Annotated in this window: 2 protein-coding genes; one reads left to right on the forward strand and one right to left on the reverse strand. The window is 60.5% G+C overall.

The features are described 5' to 3' along the window. Positions 1-293: hypothetical protein (locus A1351_RS25560; protein WP_210178226.1), on the forward strand; the 293-nt coding region annotated here is incomplete at its 5' end. 47 nt (positions 294-340) lie between these two features. Here A1351_RS25560 and A1351_RS02125 read toward each other — a convergent pair. Next, positions 341-1,366, reverse strand: coding sequence for an IS110 family transposase (locus A1351_RS02125; protein ID WP_064032029.1), 1,026 nt, complete (start codon positions 1,364-1,366; stop codon positions 341-343). Positions 1,367-1,462 lie beyond the last annotated feature (96 nt).

The following is a 1,462-nucleotide window of genomic DNA, read 5'->3' on the forward strand; positions in this document are numbered from 1 at the left end:
GCGCCCGTGTTCCCACGGCGCGGCGGCGCGCGCGGCGCTTCCTCACCGTCATATGTGGACGGCCCTCCCTGGCAAGCACTTTTGACGTTTCGAACGATTTGATCGGCTGCGGTCATATGTCCGGCCTGTTGGTGCGGCGCATATGTCCGCTGGCCCTGATGAAGTCCGACGACCGGGATCCCTATCAGTCAGGCGAGCTTTGCGCTCATGACGGTGAGCGGGTTGTTCCCGGTTTCGGTTGCGACCGTGTCGTTCATCACGCCTCTTTGCGCTTGCCAAACTCGAACCTGTAATTCTCCTCGGTGAGCACCGAGTGCAGCGGCGGCGGCAGGCCTCTTCTTTACGCCTTCGCGAATATCTCGGCGCGAAAACATTCGCCGGTCTTCGTCATCGCCCAGAGGATCCGGGCGAGCTTATTGGCCAGCGCCACTGTGACCAGCCGCGCCGGCTTCTTCGCCAGCAGCGCGACGATCCAGTCGCGTAAGGCGCCTTGGCGCTTGCCCACGACGTTGAGCAGTGACGTCGCGCCTAAAACGAGCAGTCTCCTTATGTATCGGTTGCCCTGCTTGGTGATCCCCCCGAGCGTCTGCTTCCCGCCGCTCGAATTCTGGCGCGGCGCGAGACCGAGCCAGGCGGCAAAATCGCGCCCCGATTTGAACACGCTCGGGTCGGGCACGCTAGCCGCGATAATCGAGGCGATGATTTTCCCGACGCCGGGAACCTGGTCGAGCAGCCGGCTCATTTCGCTTTGCGCATGGGTGCGCCCGATTTGCTTCTCCAGATCGTCGATCGATTTTTCGAGCCCTTCGAGATGTTGGGCTAGAATCTTTACGGCCGTCTTGGCGATCTCGGGAAGCGTCGTATCGCTTTCGGCCAGTTCGAGCAACTCGTCGACGCGGCCGATTCCCTTGGCAACGACAATGCCAAACTCCGAAAGATGGCCGCGCAGGGCGTTGACACTCATCGTTAGCTGTTTGATCAATAACTCGCGCGTCTTGTGCAGCATCAGCGTCGCTTGTTGCTCGGCGCTCTTGATCGGAACGAAGCGCATTCCCGGACGCGACACCGCCTCGCAGATCGCTTCTGCATCGACCGCGTCGTTCTTGCCGCGTTTGACATAGGGCTTGGTATAAGCCGGCGGCATCAGCCGAACTTCGTGGCCCATCGTCTTGAGTTCGCGGGCCCAATAATGCGCCGAACCGCAGGCTTCCATGCCGATGAAACAGGGCTCGATCTGCGTAAAGAACTCATGCATCTTCGAGCGCTTCAATTTGCGCGTCACCGCAGGCCCGCCTTCGTTCGCCAGCGCGTGAATTTGAAAATAGTTCTTGGCCAGATCGACTCCGATTCTGATAAACTGCTTCACGGACGGTCTCCCTCTTTGTGGCGCTCCGGCGACCACGCCTCGGCACTATGATGCCGTTGAGGAGAGGCCGTCCACATCATCAGCCCTTCCTCGCGG

This window comes from Methylosinus sp. R-45379, assembly GCF_001644125.1.
GTDB lineage: Bacteria > Pseudomonadota > Alphaproteobacteria > Rhizobiales > Beijerinckiaceae > Methylosinus.